At 58.6% G+C, this 26,728-nt stretch carries 20 protein-coding genes; 9 read left to right on the forward strand and 11 right to left on the reverse strand.

The genetic code is table 11. From position 1 onward, the window contains the following. The first annotated feature begins 692 nt into the window (after positions 1-692). Positions 693-1,847, forward strand: coding sequence for a hypothetical protein (locus D0B32_RS14625; protein WP_117334665.1), 1,155 nt, complete (start codon positions 693-695; stop codon positions 1,845-1,847). 423 nt (positions 1,848-2,270) lie between these two features. Here D0B32_RS14625 and D0B32_RS14630 read toward each other — a convergent pair whose 3' ends face one another. The 8 genes from D0B32_RS14630 to D0B32_RS14660 form a co-directional block, all read right to left on the reverse strand. Further along, complete coding sequence (locus D0B32_RS14630) at positions 2,271-2,561, reverse strand: hypothetical protein (protein WP_117334666.1); 291 nt, start codon at positions 2,559-2,561, stop codon at positions 2,271-2,273. Further along, complete coding sequence (locus D0B32_RS14635; RefSeq protein WP_117334667.1) at positions 2,558-2,941, reverse strand: hypothetical protein; 384 nt, start codon at positions 2,939-2,941, stop codon at positions 2,558-2,560. The genes D0B32_RS14630 and D0B32_RS14635 overlap by 4 nt, the downstream gene beginning before the upstream one ends. 107 nt (positions 2,942-3,048) lie before the next feature. Next, on the reverse strand, positions 3,049-3,336 hold the full coding sequence (locus tag D0B32_RS14640; protein WP_147329528.1) for a hypothetical protein: 288 nt from the start codon (positions 3,334-3,336) through the stop codon (positions 3,049-3,051). Between the two features lie 72 nt (positions 3,337-3,408). Beyond that, positions 3,409-4,380: a hypothetical protein gene (locus tag D0B32_RS14645; protein WP_117334669.1), complete on the reverse strand. Its 972-nt coding sequence runs from the start codon at positions 4,378-4,380 to the stop codon at positions 3,409-3,411. 175 nt (positions 4,381-4,555) lie between these two features. Beyond that, complete coding sequence (locus D0B32_RS14650; protein WP_117334670.1) at positions 4,556-5,518, reverse strand: DUF932 domain-containing protein; 963 nt, start codon at positions 5,516-5,518, stop codon at positions 4,556-4,558. Between the two features lie 91 nt (positions 5,519-5,609). After that, on the reverse strand, positions 5,610-6,101 hold the full coding sequence (locus D0B32_RS14655; RefSeq protein ID WP_117334671.1) for a hypothetical protein: 492 nt from the start codon (positions 6,099-6,101) through the stop codon (positions 5,610-5,612). Then, complete coding sequence (locus D0B32_RS32925) at positions 6,094-6,228, reverse strand: hypothetical protein (RefSeq protein ID WP_259295005.1); 135 nt, start codon at positions 6,226-6,228, stop codon at positions 6,094-6,096. Before D0B32_RS32925 ends, D0B32_RS14655 begins: the two co-directional genes overlap by 8 nt. Positions 6,229-6,557: 329 nt before the next feature. Continuing rightward, on the reverse strand, positions 6,558-9,836 hold the full coding sequence (locus D0B32_RS14660; RefSeq protein WP_117334672.1) for a sacsin N-terminal ATP-binding-like domain-containing protein: 3,279 nt from the start codon (positions 9,834-9,836) through the stop codon (positions 6,558-6,560). Positions 9,837-9,960: 124 nt separating this feature from the next. Between D0B32_RS14660 and D0B32_RS14665 the strand changes: the two genes are divergently transcribed. The 6 genes from D0B32_RS14665 to D0B32_RS14695 all read left to right on the forward strand — a co-directional run bounded on the left by D0B32_RS14665 (position 9,961) and on the right by D0B32_RS14695 (position 19,902). Beyond that, positions 9,961-10,173, forward strand: a complete 213-nt coding sequence (locus D0B32_RS14665; RefSeq protein WP_117334878.1) for a methylation-associated defense system helix-turn-helix domain-containing protein MAD1 — start codon at positions 9,961-9,963, stop codon at positions 10,171-10,173. Further along, positions 10,170-13,091: an ATP-dependent DNA helicase gene (locus D0B32_RS14670; RefSeq protein WP_117334673.1), complete on the forward strand. Its 2,922-nt coding sequence runs from the start codon at positions 10,170-10,172 to the stop codon at positions 13,089-13,091. Before D0B32_RS14665 ends, D0B32_RS14670 begins: the two co-directional genes overlap by 4 nt. Then, entirely contained in the window at positions 13,091-15,037 is a 1,947-nt protein-coding gene (locus D0B32_RS14675) for a site-specific DNA-methyltransferase (RefSeq protein ID WP_117334674.1), read from the forward strand. Before D0B32_RS14670 ends, D0B32_RS14675 begins: the two co-directional genes overlap by 1 nt. Continuing rightward, on the forward strand, positions 15,030-17,711 hold the full coding sequence (locus tag D0B32_RS14680; RefSeq protein ID WP_117334675.1) for a TnsA endonuclease N-terminal domain-containing protein: 2,682 nt from the start codon (positions 15,030-15,032) through the stop codon (positions 17,709-17,711). Before D0B32_RS14675 ends, D0B32_RS14680 begins: the two co-directional genes overlap by 8 nt. A gap of 461 nt (positions 17,712-18,172) precedes the next feature. Next, entirely contained in the window at positions 18,173-18,853 is a 681-nt protein-coding gene (locus tag D0B32_RS14690; protein WP_117334676.1) for a hypothetical protein, read from the forward strand. Positions 18,854-19,740: 887 nt separating this feature from the next. Continuing rightward, a complete protein-coding gene (locus tag D0B32_RS14695; protein ID WP_259295015.1) occupies positions 19,741-19,902 on the forward strand; it encodes a type I toxin-antitoxin system SymE family toxin in 162 nt (53 codons plus the stop codon). A 125-nt stretch (positions 19,903-20,027) separates the two neighbouring features. On the opposite strand, the gene gyrB is transcribed toward D0B32_RS14695, so the two are convergent. The 3 genes from gyrB to dnaA form a co-directional block, all read right to left on the reverse strand. Further along, on the reverse strand, positions 20,028-22,499 hold the full coding sequence (gene gyrB, locus D0B32_RS14700) for a DNA topoisomerase (ATP-hydrolyzing) subunit B (protein ID WP_117334678.1): 2,472 nt from the start codon (positions 22,497-22,499) through the stop codon (positions 20,028-20,030). Positions 22,500-22,613: 114 nt separating this feature from the next. Then, on the reverse strand, positions 22,614-23,717 hold the full coding sequence (gene dnaN, locus D0B32_RS14705) for a DNA polymerase III subunit beta (protein ID WP_117334679.1): 1,104 nt from the start codon (positions 23,715-23,717) through the stop codon (positions 22,614-22,616). Positions 23,718-24,068: 351 nt separating this feature from the next. Next, on the reverse strand, positions 24,069-25,685 hold the full coding sequence (gene dnaA, locus D0B32_RS14710; RefSeq protein WP_220444936.1) for a chromosomal replication initiator protein DnaA: 1,617 nt from the start codon (positions 25,683-25,685) through the stop codon (positions 24,069-24,071). A 380-nt stretch (positions 25,686-26,065) separates the two neighbouring features. On the opposite strand from dnaA, the gene rpmH reads away from it, so the two are divergent. Then, on the forward strand, positions 26,066-26,200 hold the full coding sequence (gene rpmH / locus D0B32_RS14720; protein WP_004198824.1) for a 50S ribosomal protein L34: 135 nt from the start codon (positions 26,066-26,068) through the stop codon (positions 26,198-26,200). Positions 26,201-26,214: 14 nt separating this feature from the next. Beyond that, positions 26,215-26,715: a ribonuclease P protein component gene (rnpA, locus tag D0B32_RS14725; protein ID WP_117334680.1), complete on the forward strand. Its 501-nt coding sequence runs from the start codon at positions 26,215-26,217 to the stop codon at positions 26,713-26,715. Positions 26,716-26,728: the final 13 nt, after the last annotated feature.

Consider the following 26,728-nt stretch of genomic DNA (forward strand, 5'->3'; position numbering starts at 1 on the left):
CGCGTCTTGCGGACAACAGTTTGACGTTTCTTCTATTCGAGTGTCACCGCGCCAACGGCTAGAAACGATGAGTTGAACCCATGCAGCACCAAGCGTCCGGGGACTTGACATGTAGCCGAGCGATTCGATCCCAAAAGGCCACCTTATCATCGAGGGTGACGTCTGGTAGCCGCCGCGCTATTCTGCCCGTGCTCTTGATCGAGCATGAACTTGTCCACAGATCAGACAGACGGCGCATCTAGGTAAGCTAGGGATCTCGGATTGAGCGGACAAGCCTTTCACCTTCCGATCCAAAACGGCAGCGACGAGTGGAGAAAAAAATGTGGCTTGAAAATGTCGTAAGATATTTCGACTTACAGTCTGAGAATCGACGCGTCAGTGCAACCGGGCATAAAAGCAAGGACCACTTGCCCGTGCTCCCGCAGTATCTAGCCCTATGTCTGGGGGTGATGATTGAGCCGTATATCAACTCCTACGTGGCGACCGGAGCGTTCAACTGGGGCTGGTCCGCCGCGGCGACAAGGGCGGTATTCGCGTTGCTAATCGGTATCGTGATTCTTCCCGGTGTCTACAGGTCATCTTTTGACACGAAGCGGCCAAGCCTCATACAGCTTGCGGCGCTAGTGCCAATGGGCATGGGTTGGCAGACGCTTTTTGCAGCTGCTACGAAGCATGTTTCGTGAGAACTTACCATGCTGATTGACTACTTGCGTTACGTGGCTTTTGCGGGCAGGCTGCGCTCGTTCTTTACCGAGCGGTACCTCGAGTTCGTCGACGAGCCCAGCGATGTCACAGGCCAGCATCTTCGATTTTCCTTCGATACGAGTGAAAGGTCGCTGTGGCCCGAGTACACGCGCTACGATCATCAATATGTTGCTCTGGGCTTCGGTGTGAAGCAATACCCCGCACATGTGCAGCGATCCGGGTTCAAACTAGGGTCCCCGCCTCCGACTTTTCCATATACGGGCCAATCGCCGACCAAATGGGGGGTCGAAGTCCTCATCGATATTGTTCCCGATCGGTGGCGTGGCTATTCACAAAGGGAAGAGGTCAGCTACGAAGGGTTTCCCATAAGGTTCCGGCCGGCCGGATTTGCGCGTGGACAAGTTGGGTCGGGTGAGAAGCTATACACAGGAGCAAGCGACAAGTCCAAGTTCGGTACGCTATGTGGTTTCTTTTCGAGCGTCGAAAGCGGTTCATTCGGGCTTACTTGCGGACATGTGGCCGGGAACAAAAAAGTCTCCCTTCTTGCGGATAGGCGCCGCAAGTTCTGGAAGTTTGACCTTGGGTCGGCGATGGAGCCCATTGGCCACACTGCATATATCGCCGATCTGTCGGAATTCCGTACCGCAAGTGCTCGCCAGCCGAGGAGCCTTGTGACATCCCGACTCGACGCCGCTCTAATCGCTCTTGATCCTCAGATTAGCGCCGAAATCCGCACGCGTCGCGAAGCATCCGGCGCTATCGGTTTTCCCCCGTGCGTGTCCGTGCTTGAGATGCTGCAAGAGACTAAAGTCGGATTTCGAGGCGCAGGTCGCCCTTCACCTACAGCCGCGCGAATTTCAGGCGTCACTGTCTGGAAGTCGATTGATTTGTATGGTGACGGCGTGATGCATGAGATTGGCGATGTCCTGATGATCGGGCATCCCCGAAAAACGTACTTGTCGCGATCGGTCAGTCGGCCCGGCGATTCGGGTTCTGCCATTATGGGGTGGGAAAACGACGCGGATTGGTACGGTATGCTGCTTGGAGCAGACGAGGAAGCTACATACGCTTCATACGCAGAGCAGATATGGGATTGGGCAGCAATACAAATTTCCGATCAATATCTCGACTTCTACATCTGAAGTCAGGTGCTAGTGTTCTTGCCGCATTCGTGCTTCACTGCACTAGGCTTTCGAGTTATTTGGTTTGATTGTGCTGTTTCTGGCTCCGCACTATTTCACCACCCAGGGGATGACTGTTTGCCCTTCGGGGCCTGCCATCGCTACTACGTCTTGAAGGACATCGCAACTCCGCATCCGCTCAAAGTGATTGCTGAAATTCTTCGCCGCCGAGAAGTACATACTGGGAAAGCAAACTGTAACGGTGTCATCGATGCTCGTACAGGGACGTCGGATTTGGCCGAGAAATCGCCTGCGAGGTCGTCCGGCGGATGGCTGCTTTACGCCGGAATGCGCCGCGCGGGTTGTCAGATGGTGACCGGCAGAAACGGGTCGAACCCAGCCGAATGCGGCATGCTAGGTTCGCCCAAACACCCGGGTGTTCGATCAATACTCTTCCGGCAACAAAATCGTAGTCACGGAACGATCTGCTTCAGTAATGATCCAGACTTTGCTTCGTCCGTCCGGCAGGTTGTAGCTCGACAGCAACCGCTTGCCTGTCAGTAATGCCAACGCGTTCGCGGCAAGATCCTCTATGCTCAGATTACCCCAGTCACCGTGAATGTGCCGCGCGAGTAGCAGCACACCTTCGATGCCCGCTGCATCGAGCGCGGCCTGAGCGGCGGGGGTGATGACGGGCCGCCCCATCGGAAAACGCGGGCTATTCGAGTAGCTCATGCGCGGCCTTCCTGTGCGTAGTCGGCTTTTGGCCAGGCAGGATAGCGATGGTTCGCCGGTTGAGGCGGGCGCACGTCGCTACCAGGCACGATGTCATTGAGGCGTTCGAGGGTCGTGTTCGAGCGATCCCATTCCGTGATGACCATGATGCGCGTCTGATCCGGCAGGCGGTAGATCGAGATCAGCCGCAGGCCTGTCGAGATCGACACGTCGTTCTGTCGCTTGTCGTCCTCGGACACAACGCCCCAATCACCGGCAATGTGGCGGAGCACTACGCTAATGACGGGCACGCCATTCGTACGCAGTGTCGCGAGCGCTGCGTGCGAGACGAGCAGCTTGCCCGGATGGAACAAGGGTTTAAGGCGGGTAGGTTGGAACATCGAAGTCTCCTCAAAATGGACGAGCACGCCCCGCCGGTTCGAGCCGGACGCGTGCGGGAAATGAGAGGAAGCCCGGCGGCGTGCGCCGGGTCGAGCGGGCCTGGGAGTTACGGCCTGTGGTTGCTCGGCCTCAGCGGAACGCCGACACCGAAATGCCTGGGCACCATCTCCCCGTGCGCTCGGAGTGTCGGGAAGAGGCTGATGACACCGGGCATCGAGGCGAGGACGCGGACCAGCTCACGTTGGCGGTGCTGCTCGAAAGCCCAGGCGGCGGCGAAGCTGATGGCCGTGATACCGGCCACGACGCCGAGTCCCTTTGTCACGGGACAGAGGCGAGGCGGCAGATGGACGAATGTCGTTTCGTGCATGGATTGCTCCAGATAAAGGGCGAGCACGGGCCTCCGGATGAACCGGACGTTGTGATCGCGTGGTGATGTAAAAGAGATCGGGTGAAGGACGCGCCCGGTTTATGCCGTGAGGTCGGCGAGCTGCCGGCGCAATGCGGAAGCCTTGGCTTGGGAGCAACCGAGGTGCTGACGGATACCGGCGACGGTCGGTTTGATGGCCCCCGATTCGATGTCGCGCCGCAGCCTTGCGATGTCTGATTCGGGGAGCGGGCCGGTCGGCGTCACGACTGACGGAGCGGTTGACTGGACGGCTGCTGGCGCAGGCGACCGGGCGGGCGTCGTCACCGACGTCGTTCCGGCAGTCACGCCGTGCGCACCCCTATGCCGATCCGTAACGGATGACGTCTGGGCCTGAGGAATCAGCGCGACCCACCAGAGCAGACAGGCAACGCCTTCCAGAACAGCCGCGAACGCCAGTCCGGTGAACAGGTCGAGCCCGGCGTCTGCGATTCCGCAAAGCGACGCGAGTCGTGCTGTGACCGGATCGCCGCGCGCAGTCACGCGACGAGCGGCGTTACCGTCCTCGATGGCGTGATACCTGCGGACATCAGCCGCTTCGGCGTCGAGTGCATCGAGTCGGGCTGCGAGTGATGTTCTGCGCGTCTGCCATGCCGGGCAGTCACGAGTACAACGCCGTGCATCGGCCCGCGCCAGTTCCATCGCGAACGATGCCCGATCAGCCATCACGGTTGTCAGTTCCCGGTGAGTCGGGATTCTGGCGACCGGAACGGACGACACACGAAGTTCCCCTGCATGAAGCTGCGAGAGCAGAAAGAAGGTCGCATGCCCATACGACGCCGCTCCCATGCATCCAAGCCACAGCACTGCACCGACCACGCGCCCGGAGAGCGGGGCCGACCGGCACAGTGCGGGCAGCAGGTGCGCGCCAGTGACGAGCACTACGCCGATTGCCACCCACACCAACCGTTCGGCAAGCCATCCGCTGCGTTGCCAGCCAGCGATCACCGACATGCTGATGGCCGTTCCCGTCGCCATGATTGCAAGAAGCAGAGCAGGACGGACGCGAATCATGCCGCATTCCCACCGAGTAACGCGGCGCGCTGCTCGAGTTTCGTTTCCACGAGCCGCAGGGCCGGACGGTTTCTGCAGCCTCCAGCCGATTGAGCATGAGACATTGCTTCCTCCGAAAATGAAGAAGCCCGGCAGGGATCATCCCGGCCGGGCTGCTATGACGTTGAGAACATGGTCAGGCGATCAGTTTCATCGCTTCATCCCACGCCTTCTGTTTCAGTGTGGCACCTGTGCCAAACCAAGCGGCATCGCGCCGGTGATCCTCACTGCGTGCGCGGCGTTGATGATCTACGAACTCAGTTATCGAATTCACGAGACCCCAGGCCGCGGCGGATGCGGAGGGCAAAGTGGCCCCCAACCCCTTGCCGGCATAGAGGGACTGCACTACCTTGATTGCACGATCGTTCGTCGCCGGCATCGGCATGCTCGGTCCGCCGGTCGGGTAAGTGAGCACGCGCTGGAAGAACTTCTCGGCCACGCTATCGCTGACTTTGCGTTCGGCCAGCGCCTTCATGCGGACCATGAAGCCGTCCCATGAAGACAAGGAAATTCCTAGCTGACGCTTGACCGAATCAGAATCAAAGCGTGAGCGATGATTGATTTTGACTGCGCCAGAAGAATCACCAAGAGCGATCTGGAGAGTGTTGTTGCATACCACCCTGATCGATGTCGGGGTGGCCGTAGTCGCGAGCGTGCCGTCACAGGCCGTCGCCAGCAACAAGTAGCCGTTGACCGTGTCCTTGCCTTTGAGCGAAACAGACTGGCCGGTGCGCGCGAGCGCCCAGAGTTTCTTGCCATCTTTCAGCACGCCCGCCGTCTCCAGTTCGAAGCCGCCGACTTCGGTGAGGTCGCGATAAAACTCTAGGATTTCGCGAGGTTGAACCACCTGATACCGTGATGACACAACCGACAGCGGGGCTTTCGTATCCGAGCGATACAGCACACGCTGTTCGGGGAACGCGTGAATCGAGCCGAGATTACCGCTACCGGCGACGAACCGGACATCGGCAGATTCGATCTGCCAGTCCATTCCCGATTGCTTCATCCATACCTCGATCGGCTGACGTGGGGAGAGGTGATTCCCGAGGCCATGCCACGGTGCGGACCCGGTGTAGGCCATTGATTGAACGAGATGCATGAAGAGCTCCTTGTAAGCGGCATAAAGCCCGGCGCGCGGCCGAGAAGATGCGAGAAAATGAAGGGGATACTGCGGGAGGGAAAACTACGGATTAGGTGGATGCTTTGTAGCGACTGAAGGTATGTCCGCAGGCGTGACAGACAGCCCCGTCTAAGACATTCGCGTCAACGATGTCACCGAACGTTGAGCCGGTCGCGCAGCCTGCCGTGCCGCCGATGAGAGCGGCGATCACGGCCCCGGCGATGGCTCCGCACACGGCACCGGCAGGCCCGGCCAGCATACCCACTGCTGTGCCGGTTTCCGCACCGGACAGGGCAAACGCTGCACCGCTTGCCGCGCCGGCAACTGCACCAATGGCTCCGCCGGTCTTGCGTGCGCGATGGCGAGGTTCGACACGATCGGACTGGCACTTCGGGCACGATGGAATCGAGTCTGATTGCACGGTGGCTTGGGTGTGGTTTGGCCGTGCGTGTGGCGGGACGAAACCTTGCTCGAACGGTTCGTCATCGTCGTGCTCGTGCAGGTACGCTTCGTCCGGGTCATATGGATCGAGGCGATGGGGAGAGACGCGCGGATCAGGCATGGGTGACCGCAGCCTCCCGCCGGATCTTGTCGGTGTACCGGCGCAGGCCGATCGACGTTAGCACGCCGGCTGCGAAAACCAGGCCGAACGCGAGCAGGTATTCAAAAGGCGAAGGATAGGTAGGCATCACGACTCCCGGGGAAGTTCGCCAGCACGGGATCGTGCGGGCGGAGCGGGCAGGGGGCTGCCTTGCTCATGGGAGTGATATATGTCTCAGATTTATTTGATTGTGGTCAGGGATGGATGCGATCGGCGGACCCTAGCATGTCGCGCTTGCGAAGGCACGGCGTGGAATTCGTGCCGAAATTAGGAGTGCGGACGAAAAAGCCAATCAAGAGTGATCCTTTCGATAACTGGTCGGAGCCGGAATCGAACTCGCGTCCGTTTGCTGGACCAAATGGTAACGCTGCAGCCCTTGAGGACGTGGTTTCGTTTGCTGGGCCGCGCACCTACCGCTCAGAGTGGGAGCTCCGTTTGAGCAATCTCACGCCAGCCCCGGTCAAAAGTAAACGTCTGGGCGAGGCCAACCGGATTCTGAATCCTGAGCACTCGGGCCTTTGTCGGGTCAGTCGCATGCTCGACCACGTACAGCCAGTAGGCACTGCCTTTCTCACGGGCGTGGTCGAATTGCGTGTGTGAGAGCGCTACAGGTCGATCTTCCAGACTACCCGTCATCGACTTTACTTCGACCCATCGAAGCTGCTTGCCACCGGGGTCGGCTTCATAGAGGTCGAAGCCACGATTGCCTTCAGGTGTGCGGCGAAGTGCTGGCTCAAGCTTAATGATCAGGTCGATGGCATGCCTTTCGATCTGCATGCGTGTCGCTTGATCGAGACCATCGGGATCGGCCCCATCGTCATCCGGATGTGTGCCGACGTAGGAGATGAAGGGGCGCCCCCCCGTTTGGCCGGGTGTCCTATTTCGATGACTATTTCCATTGCCTTTGCCGCCAGAAGCACCGTGAGCATTTGAGGTGCCGGGCGTGCCTCCGTTTCCCAGACCACCGCCGCGTGAAGCTCCAGTGCCGGAGCGGCCTTGGTCACCACGTCCAGCACCACCGCCCACGCCGTCCCCACCATCGGGATCAGGTGTGCCGGGCGGGATATCCGGCATGTCGTCGCCGTATAGGTCTTTCGCATCGTCGTACACATCACCGTCGGATGGCTCGTCGGCCTCCGGCTCGGAGGCTGTCGATGGCTCGGGTTCGAATGGTGGATTGGTGATGCCTAGCCGGGAAGTTAGGTCGGCCACATTGGTGATACCGAGCTTGCGCAGCAGATCGAGCGCCGCTGGATCGATGCCCGCCTCTTTGGCCAACTGATCGATGATCGGAGGCTTGAAGGCGATCTTGGTCTGCAGGAATGGGTTGGGCTTCCAGCCAAGGGTGTCGAACACTACGAGACTCGGAGGCACGAGCTCGCCATCGGCGTTCGGCACCCAGGCGACCTGATTGAGCGTCCGGACGAAGGTGGCGTCGAATCGGGCGGTCTTTGTCTCATGGGAATAGCCCCATTTGTAGGCGCCGTAGAAAGCGGCAGTTCCACGCCCCTCGAGGTCCGCCAACGCCTCCCATAGCACCTTCACTCTGCCCGCAGCCTCCTCGGGTTTCAGTGTGGGCAAGAACTCCAACAGCTGCTTCAGCCCACGAAGACTGAAGTCTTCTGGCGAGCTTTCCCAGCTCGCACGCTCAAGGCCTGCTTCTCTGCGAATCTGTGCCTTCTCGGTATTTCCCAGCCCCGACGGTGATGCATGCGGCATGAGGTAGCGGCTTGCGCCACACGACACCAACAGGTCACGGATTTCCTCACCACGCAGGCAGTCGTATTCGTTGTCGACGATCAAGATGTCGGGCACGCCCGCGAAGAGCTGCTGCAGGCGGTCGGTCGCGATGTAGACGTCACCGGGCTTGGCGGCGTAGGCTTTGCCATCGCCGGTGTCGACTACCATCACAAAGGTGGTATTGCGTAGGGCTGAACGGAGCTTTTCTTTCTGCGCTGTTGAGTCGGTGCTGAAGGCAGCACTGATGCGCTCGATGTCGGCAGCGTAGGCATCGTCGCCCACATCCACTTCTTCCTGCTGGTACTTCGGGAGGAGGTTCCAGATCACGTCATCTACCGGATCGGGTTCGGTGATGCCCAGCGAACTCAAGAACTGGCGCGCCTCGGGTGTCGCGCACACTGCGCGGCGCATTGTGGGGAAACTCGTGGCAATGGCGCTAGGCAGGAAGGCCTTGGCTTTTCCGTTCTCGCGCGCGACGACGTGGGTGCCATCATCAAGGCGGATGAGCGGAACAGTGTCGAGGTGGCGCCGCAGAGCCTTCTCTTGGCCACTTAGGAATTCGTACAGACGCAACACCCACTCGTCTGATTGTGTCTCAAGGAATGACTTGGTTAGGCTCGGCACTAGCTTTGTTGGCGTGATCTCGTCGATGTCGAGTTCGCGCATCAGGTACTGGCGAATCTCGGGTGCCTTGTCCTGAGTGATGTCGCCAGATAACCAAGCGGCGACGTCCGGACCGAACAGCGCCGCAACCTGTTCCGGGCTGAACAGCTCACGCAACTCTTGCGTGCGAGCCAGCTTAGCCTGATGGGCGGTGACATGCCTGCCGTCGAAGGTCGGAAGCAGCGCCTCTTCCCGAAATGCCTGCCGGACGGCATCGAACATCGGAGCGAACCGAGAATTTTCGGGGAACTTCTCGCCGTCAAGCGGCAGGCAGCGCAGCGCCGAGACATCCAGCATCTCCTTGTCCCGCATCCAGCGCATCGCTTCCACCAGCAGGTTAGATGTTTCCTTGACCAGATGTTGGTTCCACGGCTCGCCGGGTGGGATGTTGTCGCGGCTGGGCGTGGTGCGATACGGCCCTTGCACAAGAAAGCCAAGGTGACTCTCAACCACTGTCGGGAAGAACACCACTAGCGGCGATTTGGCTAATGGCTGCACAGTCCAGCGACCCGGGGAGTCCTTCACCGCCGCGACCAGCGCGAAGGCGATTTCCACCCGCCCGACCTTCTTCTGCTCGGCAGAGAACACATCGCGGTGGAAAACTAGCCAGTTCTGGTCGACTTCAGGCCGATCATCCTCTTTGCCGATCACCGTAATGCGCTGGACATTCGGTCCGAGCGGTTCGGGGTTATTGCGTAGGTAGAACCCGGACGCACCGCCCTCGACGCTCCAGTTGATTTCGTCAATGTGGCGCAGGAACAGCAGCGCGCCTGGCCCCAAGTTGCGGAACCCCGTCGTGATGTCCTGCGCTGCGCTCCTGTCCTCCGGCTTAAAGGGGAGGATGATTCGCGTCTCGTCCGCCGCGCGCGCCGAGCGTTCCAACCGTTGGGGAAAGACGTAACTCTCAATGGCGAAGTCCTCGTCGCCAGAGTGGATTTCCGGAAGATCGGTGACGGTGTAGACGGACTTGAAGCCGAGGCCGAAGCGGCCGATGGAAAACTCGTTCTTGGTGCTCTCGGCGATGTCGCAGACGCTTCGGACGTCAGCCTCGTCGAACGGCTTGCCGAAGTGGGAGAGCGTCAGGCGGGTCGGGTTCAGAGTGAACGAAACCTTACGCGATCCGTGCCAGTCGCCCCGCCTACCGAGGGCGTCCTCGGCGTTTTGCATCAGTTCGAAGATGAAGTGCGTGCGGTCGTCGTACAGCCCGGCTGCCAACTTCCCGGACTTCTGGGCGCCTTTGGTGCCGTAGCTCTCCCGATTTCCCTCGCAGATTTCCTCATAATTAGATGCCACCGCCGCTCCCTCTCAGTCAGGCATCCATTTGATGCCAAGTTTGCTCAAGTCTGCCCAATCACGAAATATCATGACAAAATATGCCAGCAAAACCAAGCTCGGTGCAAATGACATGGGAAAGCCAATGAGCGACCAGCCGGACGAAATCCTCACTATTGACGAGGTTGCCGCCTACCTGAAGGCAGGCAAGCGCACGGTCTATCGTCTTGCGGCAAGCGGCAAGCTCCCAGCATTCAAGCTCGGCGGCACTTGGCGTTTCCGTCGCGGTGAACTGGATCAGTGGATCGCCAGCCGCATCGGTAAGGTGATTGTGGACGACGAAGAGGGGGTGGAATGACCTCCAGCGCTACCGTCCTGCAGTCCAAGGCGAACCCCCAGCAGCTCGAAGCCATCCTTGCCACCGACGGCCCGGTGCTCATCATCGCCGGGCCGGGCTCGGGCAAGACATTCACGCTGGTCGAGCGCATCGTTTACCTAATCACGCAGAAGAGCGTCGCCCCGGAGTCCCTTTTCGCCGTCACCTTCACCGACAAGGCGGCGCGCGAACTCACAACTCGTATCTCCAACCGACTAGCAGAGTTGGGCATCCCGTTCAATCTGAATGAGATGTACTTGGGAACGTTCCATTCGATCTGCCTGCGGCTGCTGGAAGACTTCCGCGAATTCACGCGTCTCAAGCGCAGCTTCACGCTATTCGACCAGTTTGATCAACAATACTTTCTGTACCAGCACATCAAGGATTTCCGCGAATTACCAGACGCACAGCTTGTCATGGGCGACGACCAATCCGGCCGCTGGGCACAGTCGGAGAACTTGATCAAGTGGCTTAACAAGGTCAGCGAGGAAGCGCTCGACTTGGCCACGCTCGCGGCGGCCCCCGAAGTGGAAATCCGCGCGCTGGCCGCATGCTTCGCCAAGTATCAGGAGCTGCTGCACGAGAACAACTCGCTCGACTTCTCAGGTATTCAGTACGAGGCGCTGCAACTCCTCGAGCAACATCCCGAGCTGCTGGCGCAACTGCACGAAAAACTGACCCACCTGATGGTGGACGAGTACCAGGACACCAATACCATTCAGGAGCGCATCCTTCTGCTGCTGGCGGGCGAACGGCGTAATTTGTGCGTCGTCGGCGACGACGATCAGGGCTTGTACCGCTTTCGCGGGGCCACTATCCGCAACATTCTGGAGTTTCCCGCGCTATTTCCAGAAGGGCAGTGCAAGCGTGTCACGCTCTCGGTCAACTACCGCTCGCATCCAGACATCATCCGCTTCTACAACGAGTGGATGCGGGAGCAGACATGGGACGACGGGACGCGCGTGTTCCGCTTCGCCAAGCAAATTTTGCCGCGTGAGGACGAGTTTCCAGAGGTGCCTACTGCTGTGCGGCTGGCCGCCACCGACAACAAGGACGAAACCACCAACTGGCACGCCGAAGTGCTGGCTTTCCTCAATGGTCTGAAGGGATCGGACCGGTTGTCGGATTGGAATCAGGTTGCTTTCCTGTTCCGTTCGGTCAAGAACGACAAGGTGGTCGCTCTGGCGCGCTTCCTCGAAACCGAGGGCGTGCCCGTATTCTCACCCCGCTCCAACATGTTCTTCGAGCGGGAGGAAATCCGCTTGATGATCGGTGCACTGATCTTCTTGTTTCCGCAATTTCCAAAGGTTCGGGCGTGGGCCGAAGGCGTCACGTTGGACATCTGGGACTACTACGACCACCAGTGCTTCGCGGCCTTCGCCGCCGAGTTGCGCAAGCCGGAGAACAAGCCTCTGCTGGATTGGGCGCGCCCGCTGGCCAAGCGTCACGCCGTGCTCACGCAGAACACAGACTACGCCTTCTCCGGATTGTTCTACCAGCTGCTCCAGTTCCCGTTGTTCTCGCGTTTCCTCACGGGGGAAGCTGTGCAAGGCGTGGACAAGGGTCGTGCGGCGCGCAACCTTGGGACTTTCTCCAAGCTGCTCACCAAGTTCGAGTACCTGCATTACGTCAGCGTGTTGAACCCCGAGTGGCTGGAAAAGAACATCCGCGACCTGTTCAACCAGTTCCTGCGCTTTCTGGTGGACGGCGGCATCGGAGAGTACGAGGACGAAGCCGAGTACGCGCCCAAGGGCTGCGTGTCGTTCCTCACCATCCACCAGTCGAAGGGGCTGGAGTTTCCGGTCGTCGTTTGTGGCTCGCTGGAGGCGGTACCGCGGAAGCAGTATGGCGAACTCGACGTGCTGCTGGAAGACGGCGGGTACCTTTCCAAGGAGCGCTTCGAGCCGCTCGATCACATCAAGAATTTTGACTTTTGGCGGTTGTTCTACACAGCGTTTTCCCGTGCCCAGAATCTGCTGGTGCTGGCCGCGCAGGAGCGGCAGGGCCGGGGCTTGGGCAAGTCGCCTTCAAAGTACTTCGAGCGCCTGTTCTACGAGCTACCGAGTTGGCGCGACATTGGCCTCTCGGCGCTGACTTTCGAGGCGGTCAAGCAGATCAATCTCAAACGCGAGTACTCCTTCACCTCGCACATCACGGTGTTCGAGAACTGCGCCGAGCAGTACCGCTTCTTCAAAGAACTGGAGTTCGCACCCATCCGCGAAAGCCCAATGCTGTTCGGTACGCTAGTGCATCAAACCATCGAGGACATCCACAAGACGGTACTTCGCGGCGAGGAGGGTGCCCTCAACCGTGAAGTCATCGAAGGCTGGTTCTCGGCCAACTACGCCATGCTGTCGAAGAAGGAGCGCGTGTATCTCGCACCGTCCTCGCAGCAGGCAGCGCTGCTGCATGTGCTGCGCTACTACCAGCGCGAGAATGGCAATTGGGATCGCATCAAGGAAGCAGAGGTTGAGATTTCCTTGGTCAAGGATCAGTACATTCTGAAGGGTAGCGTTGACCTTATTCGTGGCAAACACGAAACGGTCGAGATCATCGATTTCAAGTCCGAAAAGAAACCCGACATGGAGAAGGATCGAGACCGGCTGCGGCAGTACCAACACCAGTTGGAGGTATACGCCCACCTGGTCGAGGAACGCACCGGACAGAAGGTTAGCCGGATGCACCTGTATTACACCGGCGAGGACGGCGGCAATCCTTATGTTTCCTTCGATAAGGACAACCGCGCCATCGGTAAAACCATCGCTCGCTTTGATGACATTGTGGCTCGCATTGAGCGGCAGGACTACGGCATCGCCGCGCGACCGGCCAAGCTATGCCAAAACTGCGACATGCGCGCCTACTGCGACAACAAGAACTGGAAATTCAGGAACAGCGACTAATGACGAAGATGACCAAGCTCGCGCAGGAAAGCCTGCAGTTGGCTGCGGCCGATGCCGGTGCAACCAACGTCGAGAAGTATGAGTTCGAGCCGATTAAGGGCTATCCGATGTTGAACTGGCGCGGCAAGCGCCCGTTCACCTCGACGCAGTACTACCCTGCGCAGCTGAAGGAAGTCCACGGTGAGGAGGTGGACGGGTGGCGCAACAAGATATTTTGGGGTGATAACCTCCAGGTAATGAGCCACCTGCTGAAGCAGTTCAGGGGCAGAGTTGATCTGATCTACATTGACCCACCATTTGATTCGGGCGCGGACTACCGAAGGAAGGTGGTTGTGAAGGGTGCCTCGGCGTCCGCTGGTTATGCTGGTTTTGAGGAAAAGCAATACGGCGACATCTGGAACAACGACGAATACCTACAATTCATGTACGAGCGCTTGGTGCTTCTGCGCGAACTACTGACGGCGAAAGGGACGATCTATCTGCACTGCGACCATCGCCGCGGCCACCACTTAAAATGCATTTTGGATGAGATCTTCGGAGCAGAGAATTGCTTGACGACGATCACTTGGAAGCGATCCACTGCCCATAGCGACTCGAAGCAGGGCAGATTGGCGTACGGCGACATCAGTGACGTCATTCATGTGTATTCGAAGACCAGCGACTACAAATTTAATACGCAATACATGCCGTATTCTCAGGAATATGTCGACAAGTACTATCGCTACAAAGACGAAGATGGGCGCCGATACTGGCTGGACAATCTTCAAGCTCCGGGTGGAGCTGCGAAGGGAAATCCTTATTACGAAGTAATGGGTGTGTCCCGGTTTTGGCGCTATAGCAAGGAAAGAATGGCGAAGCTTATTGAAGCTGGGCGAGTCATTCAAACCGCTCCCGGACGTGTACCTCAATTCAAACGTTATCTGGATGAGATGCCAGGCGTTCCGTTGCAGAACATCTGGGATGATATCAACCGGATCAACCCGGTTGGAAATGAGCGACTGGGGTACCCGACGCAGAAACCCGAGGGGCTGCTTCGACGGATTATTGACGTTTCATCGAACCCTGGTGACATCGTGTTCGATTGCTTCATGGGCTCTGGAACTACCCAGGCAGCCGCGCTGAAGTCGGGCCGGAAGTTTATTGGTGCCGATATCAACTTAGGCGCGGTTCAGATGACCACGAAGCGTCTAGTGCAAGACTTCGATAAGCTTCGGCAGGCTGCCCTCGATGGTGGCAATGGTGCCTTCCCGGGACTTGAGGTGTACAACGTCAACCATTACGACGTATTCCGCAATCCTGTTCAAGCCAAAGAATTGCTAATCGAAGCGTTGGAGGTGCAGAAGCTGGAGTTCAGTACAGTATTCGACGGCGAGAAAGACGGACGCATGGTCAAGATCATGCCCGTTAACCGCATAGCTACGCGCGCAGACCTGAGCGAGCTGATTCACAATTTCGACCAAAAAGCGTGGCAGCACCGTCATAACGAACACCCGAATCGCCCGGTTGAGAAAATTGCCCTCGTCTGCATGGGGCACGAGCCGGATTTGGCCGCGCAACTGGAACTTGCCGCTAAGCCATTCAAGATCGATGTGGAAGTGGTGGACATCCTGCGCGATAAGGCTGATCTCGAGTTCAAACGCGACTCGCAGGCCAAGCTCGCCATCAAAAAAGGAGAGCTGCTCATCGAGAAGTTCTACCCGATGAACTTGCTGCAAAAGCTCTCGCTCCAGAAAGAGTCGGTGGAGGACTGGAAAGAGTTGGTCGAATCGGTGCTGATCGACTGGAACTATGACGGCGCGGTACTGCAACCGGCGATCGTGGACATTCCCGACAAGGACGGTCTTGTCAAGGGCGCGTACAGGGTGCCAGAGGACGCGGGCACTGTCCGCGTGAAGATCACGGACCTGCTCTCGGAATCGTGGGAAGGGAGCATTAGCAATGGCTAAACGCGCCGCCAAGGCAGTGAGCGCGTCGCTCGACTTTGCCTTCTTCCAGTTCCTTTGGCAGTTCTACCAGTCCAACCGGGGCACAATCCGCAGTCACTACAAGGAGCTGACCCGTAAGTTTCTCGACTTCAACAACCCGGAGAAGAACCCTAAAGCCTTCCTGCGTCAGCCGCAGTTCGAGGCGCTGGAAACTTATGTTTTCCTGAAAGAGTTTCTTGGTAACGCCAAGGTCGAGGAGATATTCCAGCAGTGGTTCGAGAAGCAAGGCCGGTTTGCTGGGCGCACTGAGGGCGGCGTTGTTTCCGGGAATGCGGGCCAAGTCGGCCTGTTCGACAAGATCACGCAGGATCAATACAAGGCCGTGTTTGCGGCGATGCGCAAGAACTCTCGCGCCTATCCGAACTACATCTTTGCTCTGACGATGGGCACCGGCAAAACCATTCTGATGGCAACCTGCATCTTCTACGAGTTTCTGCTGGGCAACAAGTTTGAGAAGGACGCGCGCTATTGCCACAACGCGCTAGTGTTCGCACCAGACAAGACGGTGCTGCAATCGCTAAAGGAGATCGAGGCGTTCGATCTCACTCGCGTGGTGCCGCCGGAGTACGGCAACTTCCTAACCGCGCACCTGCGTTTCCACTACCTTGAAGAAGCAGGCACTTCGCTGGACACGCTGGATCGCTCGCGTTTCAACATCATCGTCTCCAACACGCAGAAGATCATCCTCAAGCGCCAGCACAAGGAAAAGTCTTCCGTTGACAAGCTATTTGGCGCTACTGCCGAGACGCTTGCGGCCACTGGCGTCTACGCCGATGCCGCCGACCTCTACAACTTCGATCAGCCGGAAGAAGAGGGCGAACTGACCACCAACCAGCGGTTCGAGAAGCTGCGCCGTTTGGAGCAGTTGGGCATCTACGTGGACGAGGCCCATCACGCCTTTGGCAAGTCGCTCGCCAAGGATATGGGCGTCGGTGCAAAGGAAACGGACACCAGCCTGCGCACAACAATTGACGTCCTCGCCGCCAGCCTCAACGCGGCGGGCACGCGTGTGGTGGCTTGCTACAACTACACGGGTACGCCCTATGTCGGGCGCGAGGTGCTGCCGGAGGTGGTGTATGCCTACGGCTTGAAGGAAGCCATCGACAAGGGCTACTTGAAGAGGGTGCTGCTGCATGGTTACAGCAACACCCGCACTGAGGAGTTCGTGGACATCGCCATCGAAGCCTTTCTAAAGGAGGCCGGTACACAGCGGCCGGAAGGTATGCTGCCCAAGCTGGCCTTCTTCGCAGCCACCATCGAAGAGCTGACCAGCGAGCTGAAGCCGGCGGTTGAGCGCGCGCTTATCAAGCACGGCATCCCCACCTCGCGCATTCTGGTCAACGTGGGTGACGACAAGCTCACCACCAACGACGACATCCGCGAGTTCAATCGGCTTGACACCGAAGGTTCGGAAAAGCAGTTCGTCTTGCTAGTCAACAAGGGGCGGGAAGGCTGGAACTGCCGCTCTCTGTTCGGCGTTGGCCTGTTCCGCGAGCCGAAGTCCAAGGTATTCGTGCTGCAAGCCACGATGCGCTGCCTGCGCGCCATCGGTGAGGCCCAGCACACTGGCCATGTGTTCCTCTCGCATGACAACCTCGATACCCTGAACGACGAGTTACAGCAGAATTTCCGCATCAGTGCGGACGAGTTGCAAAAGACGGGCAGCGACAAGGAGCGTGTGGTAATACGCGTAGCGGAGCCGCCGGTTAAGATCAAGCTCGTGCGCGTACGCAAACAATACCAGATACGCGAAAAGCAGCTTATTCCTGGGCAGGAATTGGTTCCTGAACGCTCTAGCCGTGAGAAGTGGGCGGAGTTGGTTGAGAAGTACCGGCTAATCGAAACGCAGCAGGAGGGTTTGACCGCCGCCGACGCAGCACGCGCGTCGGGCAGTCGCACCTTCGACCTGACAGAACGCCGCGAAAAGCGCATCTTCTCTCGGATGACGCTGGTGGCGGAGGCGTCCCGCTACCTCAATCTACGCCCACTCGACATTGAGGAGCTGCTGGACTCAACGAAGGAAGGCGCCGACGAGCTAGTGGCGATAATCAACGAGTTCAACGAGCTGCTGTATGACGCGATTATCCCGCGCCTGTTTCGCCAGCTCTACGACCTCGACGAGTCGCAGCAAACCGAGGAGCATGAAGTCGATCTGATTAAGATGCCCCCAAACGGTTATTACGAGGTATCGGCAGCCAAGGACAAGATTGTCCGGATGAGCGACTCGCAGATCAAAAGCGAGGAGCGCACGAAGAGCTTCCACCTCGACACTTACTGCTTTGACTCCGGCTCGGAGAACTGGCTGTTCTGGGATCTGCTGCGCGAGCAACGGGTGAAGAAAATCTACTTTACTGGAATGCTGACCCACGGCCAGTCCGACTTTTTCATCCAGTACATCGATCCGGATTCGCACACCGTGCGTAGCTACTACCCCGACTTCATCTTCCAGCGTGAGGAGCAGGATGGCAGCCTGAAGTACGTGATCGTCGAAGTGAAGGCCGACAACCAGATCGAGGACGCGGTGGTGCAGGCCAAGATGGACTTCGCTCAGCAGATCGCGGTGGCCAGCGGCATGGAGTACCGCATCCTCAAGTCCTCCGACGCGGACAAGCGTCACTTCCGAGTGCTGCTATAGCTGGCGTGGCACATGGAGAGCATCCAGTTGACATTCGAGACTAGCCGGGCGAGGTACTGGTTGTGGTGAAGACATTCAAGCAATGCGTGGGGACAATGTGCGTCAGCTCGGCTGAGGCGAGAACGGATAGGGGAAGAACAATGGCAAAGCCAAAAAAAACGACAGACACAACCACGGCGTCGCTCTTTGAAGAGGACTATCTGGTGCGCACTCTTGGGCGAATCGCGCACAATCCCGATGTTGGCAGAGGGAACGTTGCTCGACTATCGAGCGATTGGTCGCACGCGCGAGACGGCCGAGGAAAGCCGCAACACGTTTGTGGCGGTGACGCGATCCAAGCGCCTACTGTACCTGATCTATCCCGGCGTCAAGCTCATGCCGTGGGGTGACTATAGGACCCAGCAGGCGTCACGATTTCTATGTATGTCTGGAATCGGTGGATCTGGGAGGCTAGCAGGGGTATGACCGCGAAGACCATCACAAGCAGACTTCCTAACCCAGACATTTTGAGTGACCCTGATTGGACTCTATGGAACGAGTTCATTGAGAGTCAGGGCATTCCGACCTGTAGCGAAGAGGTTGTGCGTCGGTATCAAAACATTGAGCAAGACTCGTGGCGGTACTTGGAAGCCCGCGTACTTAATCATTTCCTCAATCTTCGACATTTTGGCCGTGACAGCTACTATGCCGAACTAGCGGAAGACTACTTCGACTTAGAAGAGGAAGAGTACCCGGTCGACGCAAGCGTGGCAGGGCTAGAAGCGGTGTTCGCTTTCAAGGCATGCCGATTTACCTCAGACTCGGTTGTGTTTAAGGGGGTGTCCTCTGAGCCTTTCTATAAGATCCACGCCTTCGAGGATGTTCAGCCGGGGCAAATGCTACAGTTCCACGGCTTTGTGAGCACGTCTGTTTGCCGTGACAAGGCACTCGATTTCGTTCATAAGACAGGAAGTCTTTTGGTTATTCGAGGCTTGGATCTCGTCGATTGCGTTGTCCTTGAGAACTTGACGGTGCAGACTACGGCGAACGCTCATGTCCCCGAACATGAGGTGCTTCTATGGCGTAGCGTGATGATGGAGGTGCTACAAGTGGTACCTGCAACCGGTCACTCACCAAGAGAAGTTCACCTTAAAGCGGTATGAGCTCGGAAGCGAGTTCGTCTGCATGTTTTCGCTGACGACCGTTGGTTTTCGAGTGCGCGCAGTGGCGCTTGGCACGCCGCCTCGCTCCGGGGCTTTCCGACGACGCCGGCGGTCAGGCGCGGGGTGCTTCGTCGTACCCCATGCTGTTCGCCGAGAAGCCCCATCGCCTTACGGATAGCCATGGATGCGCGGGTGGCATTGATGCTAATCTTGTCGCATCTACGACACAGCTGAGCATCAAAGTCTGGACTTTCGATGGGCTGCCCAGAAAGAGCTATGTCCGCCAGAGATTAGCGTCTACTTGGCGGGGGCAACTTTGGGGGCATCTTGGTCGCTCCAAATGTTGAATCCCCTTTTCTGGCGGTGAATTGGCGAATTAGTTTTGTTGTCCTCCTCACCCTTCTTTAAAGCCGACGACTTGCGTCGGTCTTTTTGCTTCTTCGTCCACTGCGCTGGTCCTAGGAACGCAAGGCCTGATTCAGGTCGGCGTGCCTCAGGCATATCAAACTCCAGAGTTCCATGATCAAGTACGGTGTCGCGGGTGCACGGCAGGTAAATAGACGTCGTTGCGCAACGTCCGATAATGCGAGAAAATACATCGGACACCTAACAACGTGGCTGCGGTTTCAACGCACTGTCTTTGCGGCGCGCTGAACTGAAAGATCGCCTCGCTATCCGTCTACAGAACGACAGAACCACACAAAACCCAGCATCAAGAACACCGACTGAAGGAGACAAAGCGCGGAACGCAAGGGCTGCCACCCAAGCGTCCCGCTAACCACAACCAACTCTCAGAGGAGTTGATCATGGCTGACGCCAATCATAAATCAGTTGCACCCGTTACCCAACGCGTCTTGACCATTTCGTCACAAAGACGTCCGCGGCCGATGAAAATACTTGCCCCTGCGCGTCTTGAGTTTTACGAGGACTTGCCTCCTGCGCCTTGGATTCGACTTTCGGGAAGGTGGTTGAAGGAGGCGGGGTTTGAGATTAGCGGGCGCATCTGCGTAGCGGTAGAGAAAGGCCGGCTAACAATCACGCCGCTCTAAGAATCGCAGCGACCATAAAAAATGCCCGGACAAGCCGGGCATTTTTTCGCTCAAAATCAATCGGATCTTCCCACCGCTCGTGTCAGTTTTGACTAGCAGCAGTAACCGACGCCATCAACAACCCATCAAACATCAATATTCCCAGCCCGCAACGCATTCGACTCAATGAAAGCCCGACGCGGCTCCACATCATCACCCATCAGCGTCGTGAAAATCCCATCCGCCGCAATCGCGTCCTCGATCTGTACACGCAACAACCGACGCACACCAGGATCCATCGTCGTTTCCCAAAGCTGCTCAGGATTCATCTCACCGAGCCCCTTATAACGCTGCTTGGAAACATTGCGCTCAGCATCGGCAATCAGCCACTTCATGGCACTCTTGAAGTCATTCACGGCCATACTACGTTCACCGCGCTTGATCACCGCACCCGCACCAATGAGCCCCTTGAAAGTCAGCGCGGTATTCACCAGCTGCTGGTAATCAGCGGTGAGCTGGAACTCCTCATCCAGCACGGAAATCTTCTGATTCCCATGATGCGTGCGCGAGACGCGCAACGACCGAAGCTCGCGCACCTGGTCATACATCGTCGTGACCCGCACTTCAGGCTTCAACGGATCGTCGCGCAACTTGGCCTCGAGCGCCTTCGCTGACGCTTCCGCTGCCTCTTCCGAAGAGAGATCGATCACCACGCCATCCATCACCGCCTCGAGCGCGCCAGCGTCGTACAGACGGCTCAACCGGTCCACCACCGCCTGCGCGAGCAGATACGAACGCGCCAGTTCGCCCAACGCATCCCCAGCGATCGGCGTCAGGTTCTCGCCCGGCACCAGCTCGGAACCGTTCAACGCCAGCTTCAGCATATGCGCGTTCAGTTCGGCCGCATCCTTCAGATACCGCTCGTCCTTGCCCGCCTTGATCTTGTACAACGGCGGCTGCGCGATATAAATAAAGCCACGCTCGATCATCTCCGGCATTTGACGGTAGAAGAACGTCAGCAGCAGCGTACGAATGTGCGCACCGTCTACGTCAGCATCGGTCATGATGATGATGCGGTGATAGCGCAGCTTGTCCAGGTTGTAATCGTCCTTGCCGATCCCGCAACCCAACGCCGTAATCAGCGTAACGATCTGCTCCGACGACAACAGCTTGTCGTAGCGCGCCTTCTCGACGTTCAGCACCTTGCCGCGCAGCGGCAAGATGGCCTGGAACTTCCGGTCCCGTCCCTGCTTCGCCGATCCGCCTGCCGAGTCACCCTCGACGATATAGATTTCCGACTTCGCCGGATCCTTCTCCTGGCAGTCCGCCAGCTTGCCGGGCAGGCCCACGCCGTCCAGCACACCCTTGCGTCGCGTCATCTCGCGCGCCTTGCGTGCCGCGTCCCGTGCCCGCGCGGCATCCACGATCTTGCTGCAGATGATCTTCGCGTCGTTCGGCGTTTCCAGCAGAAACTCTTCCAGCGCCTTGGCCACCACGTCTTCCACCGGCGCCCGCACTTCGGACGACACCAGCTTGTCCTTGGTCTGCGCGCTGAACTTCGGCTCCGGCACCTTCACGGACAACACGCACGACAAGCCCTCGCGCATGTCGTCGCCCGAGGTCTCGACCTTCGCTTTCTTCGCGACTTCGTGATCGTTGATGTACTTGTTCAGCACGCGCGTCATCGCCGCGCGCAAGCCGGTCAAGTGCGTGCCGCCGTCGCGCTGCGGAATGTTGTTCGTGAAACACAGCACGTTTTCGTTGTAGCTGTCGTTCCACTGCATGGCCACTTCCACGCCCACGCCGTCTTTCTCGCCGCTGATGTGGAAAATGTTCGGATGCAGCACGGCCTTGTTCTTGTTGATGTACTCAACAAAGCCCTTCACGCCGCCCACGAACGCGAAATCTTCTTCCTTGCCGGTGCGCTGATCCAGCAGGCGAATCCGCACGCCGTTATTCAGGAACGACAGTTCGCGAATGCGCTTGGCCAGAATGTCGTAGTGATATTCGATGTTGCCGAAGATCGATTCGTCAGCAAGGAAGTGCACTTCGGTGCCGCGGTTTTCGGTGTCGCCGGTAATCTGGATCGGCGAGATGGCCACGCCATTCACCTCTTCAATGATGCGGTTCTGCGGCACGCCACGGTGAAACTCCATGAAGTGCTTTTTGCCGTCGCGGCGAATGGTGAGGCGCAGCCACGCAGAGAGCGCGTTCACGCACGACACGCCCACGCCGTGCAGGCCGCCGGACACCTTGTAGCTGTTCTGGTCGAACTTGCCGCCGGCGTGCAGCTCGGTCATCACGATTTCAGCGGCGCTGCGCTTCGGGTCGTGCTTGTCGTCCATCTTCACGCCGGTCGGCACACCACGGCCGTTGTCGGTGATGGAGATGGAGTTATCCGCGTGGATGATCACCTGAATATCGTTGCAATGCCCCGCCAACGCTTCGTCGATCGAGTTGTCCAGCACTTCGAATACGAGGTGGTGCAAACCGGTGCCGTCCGATGTATCCCCGATGTACATACCCGGCCGCTTCCGTACTGCCTCCAGACCTTCGAGGATCTGAATCGAGGAGGCGCCGTAGCTGTTATCGGGTTGCGAATTGTTCGTGTCAGTCATGGATTTTTTCCGGTTCTGCGTTGCTGCTGGGTTACTGCTCGGGACTTTTCAAAACACCATAAAAACGCCAAAGGGGCGCTGCGCCCCTTGGTGTTCTTCTCGATGTTGGACGCTTTAGATGCGCATCGGCATCACCACGTACTTGAATTCGTCGTTCTCGGGAATCGTGATCAACGCGCTGGAGCTGGCATCACCCAGGCTCACCTGCAAGTTGTCGACCTTCAGGTTTGCCAGCACGTCGAGCAGATACGTGACGTTAAACCCGATATCGACGCTGTCGCCGGTGTACGCAATTTCCAGTTCTTCTTGCGCTTCTTCCTGGTCCGCGTTGGTGGACATGATCTTCAACTGGCCCGGCTCGATAATGCAGCGCACGCCTTTGAATTTGTCCGAGGTCAGAATGGCCGCGCGTTGCAGCGAACGCTGCAGTTCTTCGCGGCCAATCAGGAACTGGTTCTTGTGCGACTTCGGAATGACGCGCTGGAAGTCGGGGAATTTGCCTTCCACCAGCTTCGACACCAGTTCGACCTGACCGAAGGTGAACTTCACCTGAGTCGGCGCAATGTCGATCTTCAGCGTGTCGTCGATATCTTCCAGCAGGCGCTGCAATTCCAGAATCGTCTTGCGCGGGATGATCACTTCCTGGCGCGGGAACGAACCTTCAATCTTCATGGACGAGAACGCCAGACGGTGACCGTCCGTGGCGACTGCCATCAACTGGTCGCCGTCTACCACCAGCAGCATGCCGTTCAGGTAGTAGCGAATATCCTGCTGGGCCATCGAAAAATGGACCATGCCGAGCAACTGGCGGAACGTTTTCTGGGGAACCACCAGGTTCGCGCCGAAGTCTTTAGCTTGTGCGACCGTGGGGAACTCGTCCGCGGCGAGCGTCTGCAAGGCAAAGCGGCTCTTGCCGGATTGCACGGTGAGGCGCTTGTCGTTGAGCGTCAGCGTGACCTGGCCGTCGGGCATGGCACGCAGGATGTCCAGCAGCTTACGCGCCGCTACCGTTGTCGCGACCGAATCGCTGCCCACGCCGAAATCGCCATGCGTGGTGATCTGAAGCTCGAGGTCGGTGGACAGGAACGACACGTCGGGGCCGTTCTTGGTAATCAGCAAGTTGGCGAGGATCGGCAACGTGTGGCGGCGTTCGACGATGCCGCTCACGGTTTGCAGCGGCCTAAGGAGGTTATCGCGTTCGGTCTTGACCAGTTGCATAGAGTTCCTTCGTTGATGTGACGGCCTGCGCGCTCCGTTCGGCAAATCCTACGCGCGGGCCCCGGCCCCCCGCCGGCGCTACGCTGCGCCAGTCACGGCGTGATTTCCGCCCCAAACCGCCGGGCGGTTAAACCTGTATTGTGCCTGAAAACAGCGTCGCCCCACTAAAATGGGGGCGAGTTTGGAAATAAACAGGTCGATTTTTCCTGCTTTTTGCCCAGTTTTTAGGCAGCTGACTCGGCGCCGTGTTTCTGCCCCGCCGTTGCCTCGCCGCTACCCCGCTGTTGACGTTCCCACACCGCTCGAACCGCTCGGGATAAACCCTCGCTCAACCCCTCGTTTAACCCGGGGTTAGCCCTTCAAGGTCTGTTCGAGCACGTGCAGTTCATGGTTCAACTGGGCATCCTTGCTGCGCTCGTCGGCGATCTTGCGCACGGCGTGCAGCACGGTCGTGTGATCGCGTCCTCCGAACAGCTCGCCGATCTCCGGCAAACTCTTCTGCGTCAATTCCTTGGCCAGATACATCGCAATCTGGCGCGGACGCGCAATGTTCGCCGGCCGCTTCTTCGAATACATGTCGGCGACCTTGATGCTGTAAAAGTCGGCGACGGTCTTCTGGATGTTTTCCACCGAAATCTGCCGGTTCTGCACCGTCAGCAGATCTTTCAGCGCTTCCTTTGTCAGCTCGATGGAAATCTCGCGGCCGTGGAACTTCGAATACGCGAGGATCTTGCGCAACGCGCCTTCCAGTTCACGCACGTTGGAACGCAGATGCTTCGCGACGAAGAACGCCACGTCCTCGTTCAGGCTCACGCCTTCGGATTGCGCCTTGCGCATCAAAATGGCCACACGCATTTCCAGTTCGGGCGGCTCGATGGCAACGGTGAGGCCGGAGTCGAAGCGCGAGATCAGCCGGTCGTCGATGCCCGAAATTTCCTTCGGGTACGTATCGCTCGTGATGATCACCTGCGCCTTGTTCGCCACCAGCGCTTCGAACGCGTAGAAGAACTCTTCCTGCGTGCGCGACTTGCCAGAGAAGAACTGAATATCGTCGATCAGCAGCAGGTCGAGCGAGTGGTAATAGCGCTTGAAGTCGTCGAACGCCTTGCGCTGGTACGCCTTCACCACATCGGACACATATTGTTCCGCGTGGATGTAGCGGATACGCGCGCCGGCCTTGTCCATCAGAAGCTGATTGCCGATAGCGTGAATCAGGTGAGTCTTGCCGAGGCCCACGCCGCCATACAGAAACAGCGGGTTGTACGAGATGCCGGGGTTGTCCGCCACCTGAATCGCGGCGGCGCGCGCCAGCTGATTCGCCTTACCGGTCACGAAGTTGTCGAAGGTCAGCACGGGGTTGAGCTTCGAACGCTCGTACATGGAGTCGCTTTCGGCGTTGCCCTGCTGGGCGGCGCTCTGACCCGGCCGCCACGTACGACGTGCCGCCGCGGCTTCATTCGCGTCGAGGCTCGGCAGATCGAGATCGCCGCTGTCGTCGTTGCCATGTTGGCCGGCGTTGCCGTTGGGGTGCGCTGCGTTCGTGCCACCGCTTGTGCCGCCATTTGCACCGCTGCCCGCGCCACCATAGGCGCCATTGGTACGCCCGGCCTGGGCCGCCTGCACCGCATTGACAGCCGCATCCACGGCAGCCGTGCCGGCATTGCCGGCAAACTGCGACGGACGTTGCGGCGGCGCCGACGCCACTGCGCCACGCATACCTGCCTTGGGATCGAGGACGAACTGCACATCCACGGGGGCGTGCCAAAAATCGCGCGCCATGTCGGAAATGCGGCCGGAAAACTGGCTTTTGACCCAGTCAAGCTTGAAGCGGTTGGGCGCAGCGATGCTCAACGTGTTCGCTGCTGCATCGAACGCAACCGGGGCCAACGGTTTGATCCACGTCACGTACTGCTGGGGCGTCAGTTCACGCTCCAGCAGTGCAGAACAGTGTTGCCAGAAATCGTTCATCGAGTTGCTATCGTTATGTGCACGACGGCCCGCCGCCGCCCCTGTTGCACTTATGCAACAAGGCCCTGAGCGGCCGTGCGGGACTGCTCCAGGCGCTTGCCCCACAAGGGATTGCGGGCCGAGCGAGCCGGAGCGGCGTGCAGGATTTTTGGGAAGTAGGACGAGATTCTAACGCCAAAACAATCGGGAAAGGGAGTTATCCACAGGGCCGGATCAATCATCCGGCGACGTCCCAGCCTGTGGAATACCGGCCTAAAGTATTGACGACCAAGAGAAAACCAGTTTAAATAGCGGGTTCCGCGAAAACCAATCTTTGAACCACCGGCCATTGCACTTTCCGCGATGCTCGCGCGGTTAATTCTCTGCCAAGTGAGAGCAACATGAAACGTACTTACCAACCTTCCGTTACCCGTCGCAAGCGTACCCACGGCTTCCGCGTTCGCATGAAGACCGCTGGCGGCCGCAAGGTCATCAACGCACGTCGCGCGAAGGGCCGCAAGCGCCTCGCCATCTAAGGCTGGCGAGCGGATTGCGCGCTCCGTCTGTGCAACGCGAAGACCGCGGTAGTGCGGGAACGGCTGGAGCAGCGCAGCAACAGGGCTCGGTTCCGTTGCGAGCGCAAGCCGCCTTCCCCAAAGCCGCAAGGCTGCTAAAAACGGATGAATTCTCATCCGTTTTTCGTTTGCGCCCGTGGCGCCGCACCGCGCACTTCGTTGTATATGCCCGCCCCACCGGCAAGGACGCACGTCTTGGTCTCGTGATCGGCAAGAAGTATGCACCGCGTGCGGTCACGCGTAATCTGGTACGTCGGCTCGCGCGTGAAGCCTTCCGGCTGCGCCGCGCGGATTTTGGCGGTTGGGATGTGCTGCTGCGTCTGCATACGCGCTTCGACAAGAAGGCTATGCCGGGCGCCTCGTCGCCGCCGTTAAAGGCGCTGTGCCGTAGCGAGATAGAGGCGCTGCTCGACAAGGCAGCGCGCGAAATTGCCCGTCGTGAGGCGCCTTCCGCGGAGGCACCGGCGGCGCAATGACGCAGTGGGAGAC

This window comes from Paraburkholderia sp. DHOC27 (assembly GCF_003429005.1).
In the GTDB taxonomy this organism is placed as follows: domain Bacteria; phylum Pseudomonadota; class Gammaproteobacteria; order Burkholderiales; family Burkholderiaceae; genus Paraburkholderia.